This window comes from Mycobacterium sp. E183, assembly GCF_001667735.1.
In the GTDB taxonomy this organism is placed as follows: domain Bacteria; phylum Actinomycetota; class Actinomycetes; order Mycobacteriales; family Mycobacteriaceae; genus Mycobacterium.
The window spans coordinates 1-15,101 of the sequence record NZ_LZJN01000098.1; the positions used below are offsets into that span (position 1 = coordinate 1).

The following is a 15,101-nucleotide window of genomic DNA, read 5'->3' on the forward strand; positions in this document are numbered from 1 at the left end:
CGCCGACGTGCTGTTTCGGGTTTGCAATTTCCGTCACAGCCGCCCGGATCCCGGCGGTCCGGTGTGGCGGGCGGGGCGCCGGCGTGCTGGTCGGCGGTTGCAGACGGTCCCGCAGGAATTCGTCGCGCTCGTTCATGGGCTCCTCGGGTGCCAGGCGATCGAGCGGCGTTCGGGTGGTTGTCCGGCGCCAGTGATAAGCGCCACGGCCCAACCACCGACGCCGGATGCGGACCAGTACCGGTCCAGTATCTCCTCCGTGGCTCGCAATGCCATCGTGCAAACTTAGCAGCGCTTACTGCACTGCGGCCTCGGTCGCTCTGGCCGCTCCCTGAGCACGATCATGCGCGCAGGCTGCCACGCGCCACCCGCACCGGCGGTCGACGCCAGCAAACTTCCACGGGCGCCCCACCCGCCACACCGGACCGCCGGGATCCGGGCGGCTGTGACGGAAATTGCAAACCCGAAACAGCACGTCGGCGCCGCTGCGGCGCCTCCGCCGCCGAGAAATTTACGGCGCTGCCAGGTGACGGTTAGACTTGACGAAGTTGGCATGTCAGCCGGGTATTGTCATATCGTTTTACGACTTGTCGAGACCGGTTTCCAGGCCACCGTTCAGCGCTGCACGGACGCATCCCTAACAGGATCATCTCCGCCTGGGGACAGCCTATCGAGACAAGACCGAGGGGTCACAGCCCGCAACCTTCGGGTGCGATCTCATCGGAGCAGCCGTCAACGGCCGCTCGCAACGTTCAGGTGAAGGGTCAGGTGCATATGACGCCCAAGCGCGTCGGGTTATACAACCCCGCGTTCGAGCACGATTCGTGCGGGGTAGCCATGGTCGTCGATATGCACGGCCGTCGTAGCCGCGACATCGTGGACAAGGCAATCACCGCGCTGCTCAACCTCGAACACCGCGGTGCTCAGGGCGCCGAGCCGCGCAGCGGTGACGGGGCCGGCATCCTGATCCAGGTTCCGGATGCGTTCTTGCGTGAGGTCGTCGACTTCGAACTCCCCGAGCCGGGCAGCTATGCCACCGGCATCGCCTTCCTGCCCCAGTCGTCGAAGGACGCCGCGGCGGCCTGCGACGCGGTCGAGAAGATCGCCGAGGCCGAGGGCCTGACGGTGCTCGGCTGGCGCAACGTGCCCATCGACGACTCCTCGCTGGGGGCGCTCTCCCGTGACGCGATGCCCACCTGCTCCGCCGCCGCGTCCGGCCGCACCGCCACCACGACCCTCCGCCCCGGGCGCCGCACCGCGGCCGGCCGCGCCGCCGCCTCCGCAGGCGGCATCGGCGCCCGTCACACCCAAGCCGGCCCCGACGGCCATCGACGCGGTGCCCGACCGCGGTTGGCGTCGTGTCCTCCGGCTGGTCACTTTCGGCCTCGTCAACCTCGGCCCTTCGCCGGCGCAGCAGCAGGACGCGCAGTTCGAGGCGACCATCCGCACCCGCCTGCACGGGAACTACAAGGTCGGTGTCCTCGGCAAGGGTGGAGTGGGAAAGACATCGGTGGCCGCCAGCGTCGGATCGCTGTTCGCCGAGCTCCGGCGGCAGGATCACACGGTGGCGATCGACGCCGACACGGCATTCGGCCGCCTCAGCAGCCGGATCGATCCGGCGACTACCGGCTCGTTCTGGGAACTGACCGCCGACAAGAACCTGCAGTCCTTCGGCGATGTGGTTGCCCGCGTGGGACGTAACTCCGTTGGCCTCTATGTCCTCGGCGGCGAGCCGGCGTCGGGTCCGCGCCGCGTGCTCGACGCCGCGATCTACCGGGAGGCCGCGTTGCGCCTGGACCGCCACTTCGCGATCTCGGTCATCGACTGCGGTTCGACGATGGACGCGCCGGTCACCCAGGAGGTGCTGCGCGACTTGGACGCGCTGATCGTGGTCTCCTCGCCGTGGGCCGACGGGGCGTCCGCCGCCGCCAGGACCATGGAGTGGCTGGTCGACCAGGGCTTCGACACTCTGCTGCAGAGCACCGTCGTGGTGCTCAACGATTCCGACGGGCACGCCGACAAACGGACGCGGGCGCAGCTGGCCCGGGAGTTCACCGACCACGGCCGGCCGGTGATCGAGGTCCCCTTCGACCCGCACCTGCGGCCGGGCGGCGTCATCGATGTGAGCCGCGAAATGTCGGCCGCCACGCGGCGGAAGTTCCTGGAGCTCACCGCGACAATCGCCGGCTACTTCGCGGCCCGGCCCGAGAACCAGCGGCCGGGCTAGGCCTGCTCGGCGACCTCGCCCGCCCGTGCGGACGGGTCGGCGATCGCCTCGAGCTTCGCCACCTTCGACCCGCGGATCGTCAGCACGATGACGGCAAACAGCCGGCGGTGGCTGAACGCCAGCAGCACCGGTTGCCCGACGGGACCGCTGACCAGCGTGACGTCGGGCCACAGGTACCGCAGCAGGTTGGTGGCCACCGCGTCCGGCCCGTGATTGATCTGCGGGGGCGGCGCCGGGTCGGCGAGGATCGTGCCCACGCCCCACACCGTCGGATCCAGCACGGCGGCCAACGCGCCAAGGTCACCGTTGGCGCACGCGGTGATGAATTTTTCGGTGACGAGCTGATGCTCGCTCGATGCCACCACGTTCGTTGTAGGCTGAGCGGCAACGAATTTCGCCCGTGCACGGCGCGCCAGCTGCCGACACGTACCGACCGGGCGGCCTACCGTTTCGGAGATCGAGTCGAACGGGACGCCGAACACGTCGTGCAGCACGAAGGCGACCCGCTCCCCCGGACTGAGCCGGCGCAACACCTCGAGCAACGCGGCGCGGATCTCGTCGTCGAGAGTGACCCGGTCAGCCGGATCGGAGCGCTGCGGCGTGGGCCGCTCTCCGACCTCGCCCGGGCGTTCGTAACGAGCGCGGGCCGAGCGCACCTGGTCGAGGCAAAGTCGGCTGGCCACCACCGTCAGCCAGCCCCGAACGTCCTCGATCTCACCCGCCTCGACCCTCGACAACCGCAGAAAGGCCTCCTGCGCAATATCTTCCGCATCCCCGATGTCGCCGAGCATTTGGTAGGCGAGGTTGACCAGATAGGGACGGTGACGACGCCAGGCGTCGGCGACCTGGTCGCTCGCTGATTGCGGCTGGTTCATGCCTCTTCGACGATCTGCTGCGGCAAAAAGTTACGGGATCTGCGTTTGTAACTTTCCCACCTTCCGCCCCGTCCTTTTAGCACCGCAGAAAAATCAGCAGAGAGGAACCATCCCATGACGATCGTGGTAACCGGCGCGACCGGTAACGTCGGGCGACCCCTTGTCACCGCGCTTGTGGCCGCTGGAGCGCCGGTCCGGGCGGTCACCCGCGCGCCGGATAGAGCCGGGCTTCCCCCCGGCGTCGAACTGGTGGGCTCGGCGGCCGACGCGTTACCCGGCGCGTCGGCGGTGTTTCTCAACTCCAGGGCGCTGGGTGCCGACCTGAACGAGGTGGTGGAGTTGTGCGTGCGCGCCGGCGTCACCAGGCTGGTGGCGCTTTCGGCCATCAACGCCGATGACGACTTCGCCCGGCAACCGTCCCGCTTCCGCGGAGACCGCAATAAAGAGGTGGAGCAGCTGGCCGTTGACTCCGGCGCGGAATGGGTGAGCCTGCGGCCCAGCGTTTTCGCGACCAACTTCGCCGGCATGTGGTCCGCGCAGCTGCGCGCCGGCGACGTGGTCTACGGTCCGTACGCTTCGGCTTCGGTGGCGCCCATTGTCGAGACCGACATCGCCGAGGTGGCGGCGCGGGCGCTGCTCACCGACGAGTTGGTGGGACAGCGGATCCCGCTGACCGGTCCGCAGGCCTTCACCAATTCGGAACTGGTCGAGGCCATCGGTGCCGTCCTGGGTCGACAGTTGCGCTATTGCGAGATACCGAATGATGCTGTGCGCCAGCGGTTTATCGGATTAGGCTTTCCGGCAGCCTTCGGCGATGCCTATATCGCCATGCTCGCCGCTACGCTCGACACGCCCGCGCTGGTCACCCATGACGTCGAGAAGATCCTCGGGCGGGCGGCGACCCCGTTCGCCCAGTGGGTCGCCGACCATCGCGACGTCTTCTCCGCCATTGGTTGAGGAGCCCGACATGTCCGAACTGCGCCCACCGCGCTACCTCAAGCCCATGAACAAGGTGATGATGGCGGTCCAACGGCTGGGGATTCCCACCGGTCCGGCCATGGTGTTGACGGTGCCCGGCCGCAAGTCCGGTCGGCCCCGCAGCACGCCGATGACGCCGTTCGAATTCCGGGGCGACCTGTACGTGGTGGCCGGCTATCCCGGCGCCGACTGGGCGGCGAACGCACGGGCGGCGGGCACCGGCAGGCTCAGCCGGGGCCGACGGTCACAGCAGGTCCGGATCGTCGAACTCTCCGCCGCCCAGGCGCGGCCGGTGTTGCGGGAATTCCCGGTCAAGGTCCCGGTCGGTGTGGCATTCGCGAAGCGATCCGGGATGGTGCGTGATGGAACGGCTGACGAATTCGAAGCACTGGCGGGGCGGCTCGCCGTCTTCAGGTTCGAGCCGACTTAACGGCCGGCGCCTGTTGTGAAGTCCCAGAGGGAAAGCGGTGCAACGGTTTCCGTCGGGACCCGTCGCCGACCCGAAGTGGGCGGCCATGGCAGGAGGCTAGGCCGACTTCGCGGTCTCGCGCACGGGGTACCCGTTGCGCTCGGCCAGGGATCGCAATTGACGCAGCGCGAATGCGCGGGGGCGCCCCCCTTCGGGGATCACCACGCCGGCCCACAGGCCCTCCGCGCCGGCCGACTCGACCGCTTCCCGCGCGCACATCCAACGCCGGGGGCACGCACGGCACGCGGCGATGGCCTCGGCGTCCGGGGCGGTGGTCCAACGGTCGGGGTCCTGCGTGCAGGCGCCGAGCGGGATGTTGAACAAAGGTGTTGCGGTCATGGCGATGGTTCCTTCTGAAGCGTTGCGTTCTGCTCATCTGCTTCGCAACGATATAGGACTAACCGCTGCATTGCAACAGTTTAGCTTCGGTATCGCATCGCTTCGTTCGGACGTTTCGCTTCAGCGGCCGGCCCAGTGGGGCGGCGTGACCGGATGGAAAGCCTTTTGAACTGGCTATTTGCGTCGTTACGGCCACTTTTCATCAATAGGATGGGACGGTTACGTAACCGTAGCGTTTGGGCTCGCTTCGGCTCTTCGCCGACAAAGGAGCGTTCGGATGGGAGGCACGAAACCGTAGCGCTCCACGCGCGATCCATGGAGGTCCCCGCGCGCGGATCGCCACAAGATGACGTCGTTGTCGCGTCGGCATAGCGTTCCGACGGTGCGGCTCCGAAACTGTGATTCGAAACGTAGCGGCATGCGATGGAATTTGACGGGTGCGACGGTTAGGATTGCAGGCGGCGGAAGGCCCGCCCAGCTGCCTCGATCGAGGAACCACCGCAGATGCCCCGCACCGAGTCGAGTACCGATCTCGCCGTCCTGGTCATCCATAGCGGTGCGACGTCGCACGAAATCGAGCCCGGTCGGGGCGTGGTCACCATTGGCCGGGACCCGCAGGACGACGTGCGGATCGAGCAGATCTCCGCGGAGCATCTGTACGCCGAACCCGTGGACGGTTCGTGGCGGATCGTGGACAAGGGACCGGACGGCATGTTCGTCGACGGACACCGCATGAGCTCGGTGACGGTGACGGACAAAATGACGGTCCGGCTCGGCGATCCCAGCTCGGGCGAAGTTCTCACGTTCGAGATCGTCACGCCCCCCGGCGCCGGTGGACGGCCCGAACAGAAGTCCGATGGCGTCGAGCCGGATCCGGGGATGGCCCGCGCGGGCGCGGCCGCCGCCGCGCGCCGTCGGGAACTGGGCATCAGCCAGCGCAGCCTGGCGGCCGACGGGATCATCAATGCTGGCGCCCTCATCGCGTTCGAAAAGGGCCGCAGTTGGCCGCGGGAGCGCACCCAGGCCAAGCTCGAGCAGGTGTTGCAGTGGCCCGCCGGGACCATCGCGCGGATCCGCCGCGGACAGCCCGACGCCGGCGAAGAGATCCCACCGGCGGTCGCTACCGGCACCGCCAAAACCTCGACCGAGGCCCCGCAGTCCGATGCCCCGGCCTCGCTGATCGCGCAGGCGATCGTCGCCGCCGTGGACGGTTGCGGCCTGGCCATCGCGGCATTGCCGTCGCCCGACGACCCGGAGTTCACCGAGCGCGCGACGCCGATCCTTGCCGATCTCCGGCAACTCGAGGCGATCGCGGTGCGCGCCACCCGCATCAGCCGGATCACGCCCGAACTGATCAAAGCCCTGAGTACGGTTCGGCGCCACTACGACGAGCTGATGACGCGCGGTGCGACCGCCCCGGGCGCCCCGCTGGCACAACGCCTCTACGCGGCCCGGCGGCGGGCGAACCTTTCTCCCGCGGAGACCGCCGAGGCGGCCGGGGTGACCGAAGAAATGATCGTGCGGGCGGAGGCCGACGAGGCGGTGCCAGCCGAAGTCGCCGACGCGATCGAAACGCTGATCGGCCATATTCACTGAGCGCGGCGGCGCACCCGCCCCAACGTTCACAATCTCTCCTTTTCACCGCGCTGTGGAAGCCGTTGCCTTTCCCAAAAATTCGTGCACGGGCGCCAGTCAGAGCGCGTTACGCTAAACGGGCGGTTAATGCGCGGTACGCGCAATCAACACGCGGAAGGCTCAAACCGGAGGACCCACTTATGTCTGTTTTCATTCAAGCCGCGAGGATCCTTGGCTCCTTGGCCGGATTAGGTCAGCAAGCTGCCGGCGTAGGCCTAGGCGTCACTGGCGGCTCGGAATTCAGCACCGAATATATTGCCGGCGCCGCGACCAGCGGGGGTGCCGACTTCGGGTCCCTGGCGATGGTGGGTGTTCAGAAGGGCATCACTAAATACATCAGCGGAATGAGCCCGGCTCAGAAAATGATCATGGCCAACCGTATGGGCGGCGCCAGCGGCATGAAGACCTTCAAACAGAGCCTCAGCATCATCTCCATCACCCTGACCATTGTTGAGCTCATGGAGCTGACGATCGGGTTCGGACCGCCAACCGAAGGCAGTGAGCTGAACACCGGATCCCAGCAGTTCACCCTGCTCGCCGAACAGCTGAAGCTCGCCCTTCCGGACTCCGGCTGGGAGGGTTCGGGGTCGGAAGCGTATGCCAAGCTTGACGTAACCCTGGAGACCATGGCGCAGTCGATGGCCACCCTGGACTCCCAATTGGCATCACTGGTGAAGGATCAGGCCGAATGGGTCAACCACGCGCGCTTGGGCTTTGGGATCTTGAAGGACATCCTGCTGGCCGCAATCATCATTGAATTGATCATCACGTTTGCGGTGCCCGCCCCGGCCGGTCCCATCGCGGCGAAAGCCTTCGCCATTGCGGTGGCCATTGGTGGGCTCAGTGTTGCCTCCACCTTCCTCGGCACCTTGACCTACTTCTCGGTGGAAAACGGGAAGAAGGCGGAGACCTTGGCCGGCGATTACTCGGCCCTGGCCGCCGGCACCGTGCAAACGGGGTCGGACGCCAAGGCCAAGAAGCTCACGTCGGAAGAGACCACGGTTTCCAGCTTTGCCGCCATCTCCGACAGCATGTCCGGGCCGTCGGCGCTGTCAGCCACACCGCCCGCTGCCGCACCGGCCGGCGCGGCCAGGGGCTCGGACGACGAGCGGGCCCCGCTGGCCGCTCAGATGGGCGCGAGTGAATCACCGGCCTACGGCGCATCTCAAACATCGGATACGACGTCACCGGATGCGACGACGCCGTCCGCGCCCACGACCACCATGCCCACCGTGGCCCAGTTGTCCGCGATGTCGGGCCAGGCCGCGAAGGTCTCCAGCCAACTGTCGCAGCCCGCGCAACTCACCAGCCAGGCAATGGGACAACTGCAGCAGATGATCCAGACCTCCCAGCAAGGCCAAGGCGCGGCGGCGCCGGCCGAAGGCGCCGGGGCCGAGGAGGCCGCGTTCCAGGGTGAGGTCGAGGGCGCCGGTGCCGGCTTTGGTGCGGCGGGCGCCGAGCGTGCGCCCGTGGAGGTCGCCGCGGCCGGCACAGAGCGGACGCAAGCACCGAACCCGGCCTAGGCCATCCCCGACAACCGACGATCAAAATCGTTGCACCAGAACCCTTAAGAGACTGACCACCCGAGGAGCACGAATCATGGCCGATGTAACCGTCAACTCATCCCATCTCGACAGGCTGGCAACGGCGCAGGATCAAGCGTCGACGCAGGCGGCAACCGCAGCCTCGGCGGCGTCGGGCCTGGAAACCGATGTCTGGGTGAGCCACGGCGTGGTCAGCTGGTACTCGAACCTGGCGTTCACCAAGGCCGCGGATGCACGCAAGAGCACGGGCGACGCCATGAGCAAGGCGTCCACGGAACTCTCCGACAAGCTACGCACCGCCAAGAGGGTCTACGCCAGCACGGACGAGCAAGCGGGCAAGAACATCGACAAGCAAGTACTCGAGGGCTGATCACGCCTGAATCGGCAACTGCCGCAGCCGATTCCGCGTGCCGCAGGTCCGTTGGGTGCTAAGCTCTGGTGCGACCAACCGCTCGCCCGGCAGCGCACTGTTGACCTGAGGACCACAATTGGCTGTATCGATACTCGCCGACGCGGCTCGGCTCCTGGTCAACCTGGGTAGCCTCGGCCAGAACTTCACCGGCGTCGACAGCCCCGGTTTCAGCGGTGAGTATCTCGCGGCGAGTGTGACCAGCATGAGCGCAGACGGGTTGGCCGGTGGGGCCGCACTCGCCAAGTTGGGCGGCCTCGACGGGCTGACCCGGATTCGTTTCGAGGGTGGGAGCGTCAAGGTCCCGTCGGTGCCCGGCAGTAAGCAGTCCCTCAAGACGGCGGGCAGCCTGATCCTGTGGGCCCTCACGGTCGTCGAGCTGATGGAGCTGACGACCGGATTCGGACCGCCGGTCGAAGGTGACGACCTCAGAAACGGATCGCAGCAATTCAGTGCGTTGTCGGCGCAGCTGAAATCGGCTCTTCCGGACGACGACGGTTGGGCGGGGACGGCATCGGTAGCCTATGCGGGCCTCGACACGACCCTGGGGAACCTGGCGCAGACGATGGCTGAACTGGACCTCGAGCTGGCAGCTCTGGTGAAGGACCAGGCCGAATGGGTGACCCACATGCGCTTGGGTTTCGGCATATTGAAGGACCTGCTATTCGCGTGCTACATCGTCGAGCTGATCATTCGGTTCGCGCCTCCGCCACTCGGGCCGGCGGTGTCGCAAGGCTTCGCAATCACCGTTTCCGGACTTGGGATCGCGACCGCCGTGGGATTCCTTGCCACGTTGACCACCTACTCGGTCCTGAACGGCAAGCAGGCGGAGAGCTTGGCCGGCCGATACTCGGCCTTGGCATCCGGGACGGTACAGGAGGGTTCGCCGGCCGACGCGAAGTCGGCGACCGCCACTGAGTCGACGGTTTCCGGTTTTGCCGACGTCTCCGCCAGCATGCCGGGAACGTCGGCTTTTTCGGCGACGCCCACCGTGGCTGCGTTGGCCAGGCTGGCGCCGACGGACGGGGCGTCGGCGGAAGACCTTGCCGTACTGGACGCTTTGAGCGCGGGCGCGCCGGCCTACGCCTCGCCGGCCCCCGAGACACCGGGCGCACCGCCAATCACGCCGCCCACCGTGGCCCAGGTCGCTCAGGCATCGGCGCAAGCCGCGAAGGTCTCGGGGCAGGCGTCCCAACACATGAACGTTCCCAACCAGACGATCGGGCAAGCACAGCAGCTCGCGCAGACGAGCCGGCAGGGCCAGCCAGACGAAGAAACCGCGCCGTCGGACGACGCGGCTGCCGGGGCGGCGCCCGGCGCGCAGGGCGCCGAGCGCGCACCAGTTGACCTTGCCACGGCGGAGCCGGACGAGGGATCGGGTCGGCACGCCCGCGTCCGTTGACGGAGCCTCGGCAACGAAGTCCGGGCGCGACGAAGTAATACATCAATCGATCCGCCGGCTCGTGGCAGGGCTGTGTTGGCCGTCGAGCGCTGGCACCCGCGTCGAGAGAGATCCCGAAAAACGCGCAGCCGAATTCGGGAACGGTGTGGAGTCGCTCCTCCGGATGAACTCGGGATGACGCCGCGGCGCCGGTGGCGTCCCGTTGTTCTCCGGGCGTCAACCCTCCCTTAATGTTTCTGCGGAATTAACCGGTTGTTGGCCGAATCCTTTGTGCGCCCAGAAAATTCGTGCAGCGGGGCCCTGTCTGGCGGCGTTAGGCTCAACCCACCTCCTCAACATGAGTCCAACATCGGTCACCAACCGCGAAGGGATACACCGCCGTGAGTCGTCTCGCAGGTATTCACGATCTGGCCTACTGCTTCACGCGGCTGCAGGCGGGCGGTGGCGCCGCGTATTCCGGGGATTGGGTTGGTTTGGGGGCGAATCTGGGGGCGCTCGCCGGCAAAGCGATGTGGTACGGACGGAACCAGATCAAGGTGCTCGCAGACGCGTTGAAGACGTCCGGTACGAAGGTGCTCCCAACGCCGACGGCCATCGTCGACGTGGCGATGGTCGCCATCTCGGCGGTCGACCTGCTCAATGGATTCTGGACCCCGGACAAGGGCGCCTCCTTCACCAGCGGTGCGGACAAGTACGAAACCGTCTACCTCTACCTCGCTGAGGCCGCGCCCGACTCACGCGACTGGAGCGGCGACGCGGCGAAGGCGTACGCCGACGCGACCGCCGCACTGCAGGCCCTCGTGCAAACGATGCAGGATCTGGACAAGAAGATGCAGACGCTGATGGCGAACCAGGGCTCGGAGGTCGCCAAGGCGCACAACTGCATCGCTGTGACGCTGCTGGGCTTGGTGATCGCCCAGGGCATCGCGCTGGCCATGTATCTGATCCCGGTGGTCGGTCCCGAAATCTCGTGTGCATGGCAGATAATCGCCGCCTTCGCGGCATGCGCCACCGTCTTCAGCTTCGAGATGATGACACTGGCCAACTCCATGTCCCTCTCGCACGAGATCCACGCCACCGCACTCCTTTACGGCGAGGTGGCCGAGAAAGCGATCCCCAACAGCTCGTTCGCGCGGATCGAGGTCACCGGAGCCGAGGAGGCCACGGTCGGCAGCTTCAAGGCGATCTCCGACAGCATGTCCGGGATGTCGGCATTCTCCGGCACACCCACCGTCGCCTCGCTGGCCAGCAGGGCCCCGGCGGCCGGCGATTCCCGCGAGGAACGCGGCGTCCTAACCGCGCTCCAGAGCGACGGCGCGACTCCCGTCGAGACGATCGCCGAGACCACGGCGACGGTGCCCACCCTCAGTCAGGTGACTCAAGCATCCGGGCAACTCGCACAGATGTCCGGCCAGGTTGCCCAGCCGATGAGCTTCGTCAACCAAATGATGGGCCAAGTGCAACAACTCGCCTCGACCGGTCAGCAGCGCCAGGCGGCCCCGCCGCCCGCCGAGGAGGCCGCTCCGTCAGAGGCCGCCGCGGCCGGGAACGGCGATGGGGCGGCGCTGGGCACGACGGGCGCGGGGCGCGCGCCCATCGACCAAACGATGGCCGCCCAGGAAGTGGCGGCGCCGGGTCGGCTTTAGCCGTCGCCAGTGCCGCAGAAACCGGTACGCGTCAACGCAATAGCGAGTAAAAATATCCGTTGAGGAGATTACCCATGGCAACGTTGAACGTCGACGAAAAGTATCTCGAGGAATTGGCGACGAAACAGGTCCAAGCGGCCACTAAGGCAGAAGAGGCGGCCACCGCTGCCGGCAATACGGAAACGGCGGTATGGGTGACGCATGGGGTAATCAGCGGCGCCTCCAACAGCGCTTTTGTCACCGCGGAGAAACAACGCAGGGGTGCGGGTCAAAACATTAGGCAGCACGCCTCTGATCTCGCCGCGAAGTTACGCGTCGCCAAGCAAACGTATGCGGGCGTCGACGAGGACTTGAGCAGGAACCTCGACAAGCAAATGCTCGACGGCTGATCATGTCCGGTCCCCTCACTACCGGTCTTGCGGGCCTCGACGATGTCGTCGGGGTGGAGGTGACCGTCGATGGCATGTTGGTGATCGCCGACCGATTGCACCTCGTCGATTTCCCCACGGCACTCGGAATCCGGCCGAACATCCCGCAAGAGGAATTGCGGGACCTCGTCTGGAACCAGGTGCAGCGCGACCTCACCGCGCAGGGGGTGCTCGACCACCAGGGGCGGCCACACCCGGCGGTGGCGACGATGGTCGACACGATCAGCAGGCCCGACCGCAGCCTGGAGTGCCGATGGTGGCGCCGCGATCTCGGCGGCACCATGGTCCGCTTTGCCGTGTGCCGCAAGGGCGAACGTCACGTCATCGCCGCCCGGGACGGCGACCTGGTGGTACTGCAGCTGGTGGCCCCGCAGGTCGGCCTGGCGGGCATGGTGACCACGGTGCTCGGCCCCGCGACACCGGCCAACGTCGAACCGCTGACCGGGGTGGCCGCCGAACTGGCGGCGTGCACCACTGCCGCCCAGCTTGTCCAGCACGGCGCCGCACCCGCCTCGGCCCGCGTCTATGCCGAGATCATCAGCGATCCGAGCAGCTGGGTGGAGATCATCGCCGGCCAGCGCCACCCCGGGGGCACGTCCACGCATACCGACGTCGCCGCCGGAGTCCTCGACTCCATCCACGGCAGGTTGGTGTCGCTTCCCCGCCGTGTCGGCGGCGAGCTCTACGGCAGCTTCCTGTCCGGTACCCAAGAAAACTTGCAGCGCACGCTGGACGGCCTCGTGGAGTTCCTGCCGGCCGGCGCTTGGTTCGACCGCGTCGAAGCCTCCTACGGCGGCTGACCCCAGCCCGATTCACGATCAGAAAGAAGGAACCATGCCGCAGTACGACGACCACGACGATCTGGCCGCCCTGGACTTCTCGGCCGTCGAATCCGGTTCCGACACGCTCGAGGAATCGGACGCGCTGGACTTCTCGGCCCCCGCCGACGACGACGAGGAGTCGGCCGTCGACGCGCTGCACGACTATGCGCCCACCGAGCCCGTGGATTCCGACACCGACCTCGCCGCGATCGAGTCGCAGACCGACGCGACTTCGGAGGCTGCCGGGGACGCAGAGGAAACCCCCCAGGAGTTCATGGTGACCAATCCGCCCGAGACGGTCACCGTCTCGGCACTCATGGACGGTCGGACCCAGCGCGTCGAGCTGTCGGCGAAAGTGACGAGCATGAGCGAGGCCGAACTCGCCGACGAAATCCTCGTCATCGCGGACCTGGCCCGGCAGAAGGGCCTGGCCGCCCAGCACAGCTATCTGCTGGAGGACGACTCCCTGTCGGAGACGATGCGCGAGATGGGGGTCGACGGCGGTGACGTCGTGCGGGACTTCATGGAAAACGGCATCGGTCTGATCACGCCGGAGCAGGCGGCCGCGGCGCAGGCGGAAGTGTTCGCCACGCGGTACGCGACCGATAAATGACCGAGCACCTGGCCGGCCTGTTCGAAAGCGCGGTCGGCATGCTGCCCGTCTCGGAGGCGCGGGCGCTCGAGCTGTTCACCGAGATCACCAACTACGACGAGTCCGCCTGCGACGCATGGATTGGCCGCATCCGCTGCGGCGATACCGAACGGGTGACGCTGTTTCGCGCCTGGTATTCGCGCACGCACTTCGGACAGTTGGCCGGATCCGCCCAGATCTCGATGAACGCCGTGGGCGCCCGGCTCCCGATCGGCGGCCTGTACGGGGACATCACCTACCCGGCCAATTCACCGTTGGCGATCACCATGGGCTTCGCCGTAAGCGAAGCGGCGCAAGGTAATTACGCCGACGCCATGGAGGCGGTCGAGGACACGCCCACCACCGGTGCCGAACACCTGCTGTCCTGGGTCAAGGCGGTGATCTACGGCGAGGCGGGGCGCTGGACCGAGGTGATCGATGAAGTCAGGGGCGCGAGCAGGTGGCCTGACGAATTTCTGGCGGCCGCCGCCGGGGTCGCGCACGGTGTCGCCGCAGCCAACCTCGGCCTGTTCACCGAAGCGGAACGCCGGCTCACCGAGGCCAACGCCTCGCCGGCCGGGGAGGCGTGCGCTCGCGCCATCGCGTGGTATTTGGCCATGACCCGCCGCAGCCAGGGAAACGAAGAGGCCGCGGTGGCGCTTCTGGAATGGCTGCAGACCACCCATCCGGAACCCAAAGTGACAGCGGCGCTGAAGGATCCGTCATACCGGCTGACGACCACCAGCGCCGAGCAGATTTCCGCGCGCACCGATCCGTGGGACGCGAATACCGTCGTGGCCGACACCTCGGGCCGCGACAAACTCCTCGCGGAGGCCGAGGCCGAGCTGGAGCGGCAGATCGGGCTCACCCGAGTCAAAGAACAGGTCGAGCGCTACCGCGCCGCCACCCAGATGGCGCGGGTTCGCGCCGCCCGCGGCATGAAGGTCGCCCAGCCGAGCAAGCACATGATCTTCACCGGACCGCCGGGTACCGGCAAGACGACCATCGCCAGGGTGGTGGCCAACATCCTCGCCGGCCTCGGGGTCATTCCCGAACCGAAGCTCGTCGAGACCGCGCGCAAGGATTTCGTCGCCGAGTACGAAGGCCAGTCGGCGGTCAAGAGCACCAAGACGATCGATCGCGCACTCGGGGGTGTGCTGTTCATCGACGAGGCCTACGCGCTGGTGCAGGAGCGGGACGGACGCACCGACCCGTTCGGCCAAGAGGCGCTGGACACGTTGCTGGCGCGGATGGAGAACGACCGCGACCGCCTTGTGGTGATCATCGCCGGCTACAGCTCGGACATCGATCGGCTGCTCGAGACCAACGAGGGCCTGCGGTCCCGTTTCGCCACCCGGATCGAATTCGACTCCTACTCACCGGAGGAGATCCTCGAGATCGCGAAAGTCATTGCGGCCGCAAACGACTCGGCGCTGAGCTCGGAGGCGGCAGACAATCTGCTGCAGGCCGCGAAGTTGCTCAGCCAGCAGACGGTGCGCGGCAAAGCCGCGCTCGACATCGCCGGCAACGGTCGCTACGCGCGCCAGCTGGTGGAGGCCGGCGAGCAATACCGCGACATCCGGCTCACCCGGTCCGTCGACTTCGAATCCCTCGACGAGGACCGCCTGCGCGAGATCAACGGCGAGGACATGACCGAGGCGATCGCCGCGGTTCACGGACGACTCAACATCATCGAGTGA

15 protein-coding genes and 1 pseudogene are annotated in these 15,101 nt (G+C 67.0%); 14 read left to right on the forward strand and 2 right to left on the reverse strand.

Going from position 1 to position 15,101, the window contains the following annotated elements:
- Window positions 1-771: 771 nt before the first annotated feature.
- A pseudogene (locus A5691_RS27240) lies at window positions 772-1,194 on the forward strand (hypothetical protein); the annotation flags it as partial.
- Window positions 1,178-2,224 (forward strand): MinD/ParA family protein, encoded by a 1,047-nt coding sequence (locus A5691_RS09735; protein ID WP_082950225.1) that lies wholly within the window; start codon window positions 1,178-1,180, stop codon window positions 2,222-2,224. The pseudogene A5691_RS27240 and the gene A5691_RS09735, both read left to right, overlap by 17 nt.
- On the opposite strand, the gene sigI is transcribed toward A5691_RS09735, so the two are convergent.
- On the reverse strand, window positions 2,221-3,099 hold the full coding sequence (gene sigI / locus A5691_RS09740; RefSeq protein ID WP_067754726.1) for an RNA polymerase sigma factor SigI: 879 nt from the start codon (window positions 3,097-3,099) through the stop codon (window positions 2,221-2,223). The two genes, A5691_RS09735 and sigI, sit on opposite strands and share 4 nt — an antisense overlap.
- 114 nt (window positions 3,100-3,213) lie before the next feature.
- Here sigI and A5691_RS09745 point away from each other — a divergent pair, with 114 nt between their 5' ends.
- Window positions 3,214-4,056 carry an NAD(P)H-binding protein gene (locus tag A5691_RS09745; RefSeq protein WP_068017130.1) on the forward strand — a complete coding sequence of 281 codons (843 nt, stop codon included), beginning with the start codon at window positions 3,214-3,216 and terminating at the stop codon, window positions 4,054-4,056.
- A 10-nt stretch (window positions 4,057-4,066) separates the two neighbouring features.
- Complete coding sequence (locus A5691_RS09750; protein ID WP_067754720.1) at window positions 4,067-4,507, forward strand: nitroreductase family deazaflavin-dependent oxidoreductase; 441 nt, start codon at window positions 4,067-4,069, stop codon at window positions 4,505-4,507.
- Between the two features lie 96 nt (window positions 4,508-4,603).
- Here A5691_RS09750 and A5691_RS09755 read toward each other — a convergent pair whose 3' ends face one another.
- Window positions 4,604-4,885: a WhiB family transcriptional regulator gene (locus A5691_RS09755; RefSeq protein WP_067754717.1), complete on the reverse strand. Its 282-nt coding sequence runs from the start codon at window positions 4,883-4,885 to the stop codon at window positions 4,604-4,606.
- Here A5691_RS09755 and A5691_RS27935 point away from each other — a divergent pair.
- From A5691_RS27935 to eccA, 10 genes are all read left to right on the forward strand, one after another.
- On the forward strand, window positions 4,884-5,054 hold the full coding sequence (locus tag A5691_RS27935; protein WP_156675633.1) for a hypothetical protein: 171 nt from the start codon (window positions 4,884-4,886) through the stop codon (window positions 5,052-5,054). The two genes, A5691_RS09755 and A5691_RS27935, sit on opposite strands and share 2 nt — an antisense overlap.
- Window positions 5,055-5,389: 335 nt before the next feature.
- Entirely contained in the window at window positions 5,390-6,481 is a 1,092-nt protein-coding gene (locus tag A5691_RS09760) for an FHA domain-containing protein (protein WP_067888501.1), read from the forward strand.
- Between the two features lie 179 nt (window positions 6,482-6,660).
- Entirely contained in the window at window positions 6,661-8,043 is a 1,383-nt protein-coding gene (locus A5691_RS09765; RefSeq protein ID WP_068017132.1) for an EspA/EspE family type VII secretion system effector, read from the forward strand.
- Between the two features lie 76 nt (window positions 8,044-8,119).
- Complete coding sequence (locus A5691_RS09770; RefSeq protein ID WP_067754700.1) at window positions 8,120-8,434, forward strand: ESX-1 secretion-associated protein; 315 nt, start codon at window positions 8,120-8,122, stop codon at window positions 8,432-8,434.
- Between the two features lie 244 nt (window positions 8,435-8,678).
- A complete protein-coding gene (locus A5691_RS09775) occupies window positions 8,679-9,875 on the forward strand; it encodes an EspA/EspE family type VII secretion system effector (protein ID WP_156675634.1) in 1,197 nt (398 codons plus the stop codon).
- Window positions 9,876-10,255: 380 nt separating this feature from the next.
- Window positions 10,256-11,521, forward strand: a complete 1,266-nt coding sequence (locus A5691_RS09780) for an EspA/EspE family type VII secretion system effector (RefSeq protein WP_068017136.1) — start codon at window positions 10,256-10,258, stop codon at window positions 11,519-11,521.
- Window positions 11,522-11,595: 74 nt separating this feature from the next.
- Window positions 11,596-11,910, forward strand: a complete 315-nt coding sequence (locus tag A5691_RS09785) for an ESX-1 secretion-associated protein (protein WP_068017139.1) — start codon at window positions 11,596-11,598, stop codon at window positions 11,908-11,910.
- Between the two features lie 2 nt (window positions 11,911-11,912).
- Window positions 11,913-12,749: an ESX secretion-associated protein EspG gene (locus A5691_RS09790; RefSeq protein WP_068017142.1), complete on the forward strand. Its 837-nt coding sequence runs from the start codon at window positions 11,913-11,915 to the stop codon at window positions 12,747-12,749.
- 34 nt (window positions 12,750-12,783) lie between these two features.
- A complete protein-coding gene (locus tag A5691_RS09795; protein WP_068017145.1) occupies window positions 12,784-13,383 on the forward strand; it encodes a hypothetical protein in 600 nt (199 codons plus the stop codon).
- Window positions 13,380-15,101 carry a type VII secretion AAA-ATPase EccA gene (gene eccA / locus A5691_RS09800; protein ID WP_067785035.1) on the forward strand — a complete coding sequence of 574 codons (1,722 nt, stop codon included), beginning with the start codon at window positions 13,380-13,382 and terminating at the stop codon, window positions 15,099-15,101. The genes A5691_RS09795 and eccA overlap by 4 nt, the downstream gene beginning before the upstream one ends.

Bases quoted from the DNA above. Each gene is read 5' to 3' on its own strand.
- A5691_RS09775 (WP_156675634.1), top strand. From the start codon at position 8,679: ATGAGCGCAGACGGGTTGGCCGGTGGGGCCGCACTCGCCAAGTTGGGC.
- A5691_RS09785 (WP_068017139.1), top strand. From the start codon at position 11,596: ATGGCAACGTTGAACGTCGACGAAAAGTATCTCGAGGAATTGGCGACG.
- A5691_RS09745 (WP_068017130.1), top strand. From the start codon at position 3,214: ATGACGATCGTGGTAACCGGCGCGACCGGTAACGTCGGGCGACCCCTT.
- A5691_RS09750 (WP_067754720.1), top strand. From the start codon at position 4,067: ATGTCCGAACTGCGCCCACCGCGCTACCTCAAGCCCATGAACAAGGTG.
- A5691_RS27935 (WP_156675633.1), top strand. From the start codon at position 4,884: ATGGCGATGGTTCCTTCTGAAGCGTTGCGTTCTGCTCATCTGCTTCGC.
- eccA (WP_067785035.1), top strand. From the start codon at position 13,380: ATGACCGAGCACCTGGCCGGCCTGTTCGAAAGCGCGGTCGGCATGCTG.
- A5691_RS09755 (WP_067754717.1), bottom strand. From the start codon at position 4,885: ATGACCGCAACACCTTTGTTCAACATCCCGCTCGGCGCCTGCACGCAG.
- A5691_RS09795 (WP_068017145.1), top strand. From the start codon at position 12,784: ATGCCGCAGTACGACGACCACGACGATCTGGCCGCCCTGGACTTCTCG.
- A5691_RS09760 (WP_067888501.1), top strand. From the start codon at position 5,390: ATGCCCCGCACCGAGTCGAGTACCGATCTCGCCGTCCTGGTCATCCAT.
- A5691_RS09765 (WP_068017132.1), top strand. From the start codon at position 6,661: ATGTCTGTTTTCATTCAAGCCGCGAGGATCCTTGGCTCCTTGGCCGGA.
- A5691_RS09790 (WP_068017142.1), top strand. From the start codon at position 11,913: ATGTCCGGTCCCCTCACTACCGGTCTTGCGGGCCTCGACGATGTCGTC.
- sigI (WP_067754726.1), bottom strand. From the start codon at position 3,099: ATGAACCAGCCGCAATCAGCGAGCGACCAGGTCGCCGACGCCTGGCGT.
- A5691_RS09770 (WP_067754700.1), top strand. From the start codon at position 8,120: ATGGCCGATGTAACCGTCAACTCATCCCATCTCGACAGGCTGGCAACG.